1 rRNA gene is annotated in these 1,776 nt (G+C 50.2%); it reads left to right on the top strand.

Annotated features, from left to right (window positions below):
• Positions 1-136 precede the first annotated feature (136 nt).
• A 16S ribosomal RNA gene (locus tag B808_RS05790) occupies positions 137-1,710 on the top strand.
• The last annotated feature ends 66 nt before the right edge of the window (positions 1,711-1,776 follow it).

The following is a 1,776-nucleotide window of genomic DNA, read 5'->3' as shown; positions in this document are numbered from 1 at the left end:
GTAGTTCTTTGAAAACTGAACAAGATTTTGATTACAACAAGTGTAAGGCAGCTTGAGATTTCAGATTTCAAGTTGAAACATGTGCGATGTCAATTCGCAATCAAGTAACAGTAAACGAGCTAGTAAAGCGCTCATTTAAAATGAGAGTTTGATCCTGGCTCAGGACGAACGTTGGCGGCGTGCCTAATACATGCAAGTCGAACGAGGCTGCCCAGTTGCTAGTCGGTGCTTGCACTGACGAACAATTGGATCCAGCCGAGTGGCGAACTGGTGAGTAACACGTGGGTAACCTGCCCAGCAGAAGGGGATAACACCTGGAAACAGATGCTAATACCGTATAAACCTGAAAACCGCCTGGTTTTCAGCTAAAAGATGGTGTACGCTATCGCTGCTGGATGGACCCGCGGCGTATTAGCTAGTTGGCGAGATAATAGCTCACCAAGGCGATGATACGTAGCAGACCTGAGAGGGTAATCTGCCACAATGGGACTGAGACACGGCCCATACTCCTACGGGAGGCAGCAGTAGGGAATCTTCCACAATGGACGAAAGTCTGATGGAGCAACGCCGCGTGAGTGAAGAAGGGTTTCGGCTCGTAAAACTCTGTTGTTAGAGAAGAACGATCGTAAGAGTAACTGCTTACGGTGTGACGGTATCTAACCAGAAAGTCACGGCTAACTACGTGCCAGCAGCCGCGGTAATACGTAGGTGGCAAACGTTGTCCGGATTTATTGGGCGTAAAGCGAGCGCAGGCGGTTTTCTAAGTCTGATGTGAAAGCCTTCGGCTTAACCGAAGAAGTGCATCGGAAACTGGGGAACTTGAGGGCAGGAAAGGATAGTGGAACTTCATGTGTAGCGGTGAAATGCGTAGATATATGAAGGAACACCAGTGGCGAAGGCGGCTATCTGGTCTGCATCTGACGCTGAGGCTCGAAAGCATGGGTAGCAAACAGGATTAGATACCCTGGTAGTCCATGCCGTAAACGATGAATGCTAGGTGTTGGGAGGTTTCCGCCTCTCAGTGCCGGAGCTAACGCATTAAGCATTCCGCCTGGGGAGTACGACCGCAAGGTTGAAACTCAAAGGAATTGACGGGGACCCGCACAAGCGGTGGAGCATGTGGTTTAATTCGATGCTACGCGAAGAACCTTACCAGGTCTTGACATCTTCTGTTAGCCTAAGAGATTAGGTGTCCCCTTCGGGGGCAGAATGACAGGTGGTGCATGGTTGTCGTCAGCTCGTGTCGTGAGATGTTGGGTTAAGTCCCGCAACGAGCGCAACCCTTGTTTTTAGTTGCCAGCATTTAGTTGGGCACTCTAAAGAGACTGCCGGTGATAAACCGGAGGAAGGTGGGGACGACGTCAAATCATCATGCCCCTTATGACCTGGGCTACACACGTGCTACAATGGACGGTACAACGAGTTGCGAAACCGCGAGGTCAAGCTAATCTCTTAAAGCCGTTCTCAGTTCGGATTGCAGGCTGCAACTCGCCTGCATGAAGTTGGAATCGCTAGTAATCGTGGATCAGCATGCCACGGTGAATACGTTCCCGGGTCTTGTACACACCGCCCGTCACACCATGAGAGTTTGTAACACCCAAAGTCGGTTGGATAACCTTCGGGAGTCCGCCGCCTAAGGTGGGACAGATGATTAGGGTGAAGTCGTAACAAGGTAGCCGTAGGAGAACCTGCGGCTGGATCACCTCCTTTCTAAGGAATAATACGGAACCTTACACGAATCAAAGTCTTGTTTAGTTTTGAGAGGACTACTCTCAA

Origin of the sequence: Fructilactobacillus florum 8D (assembly GCF_000512295.1) — a bacterium.
Taxonomy (GTDB): Bacteria; Bacillota; Bacilli; order Lactobacillales; family Lactobacillaceae; genus Fructilactobacillus; species Fructilactobacillus florum.
This window is presented reverse-complemented; position numbering and strand designations above follow the sequence as displayed.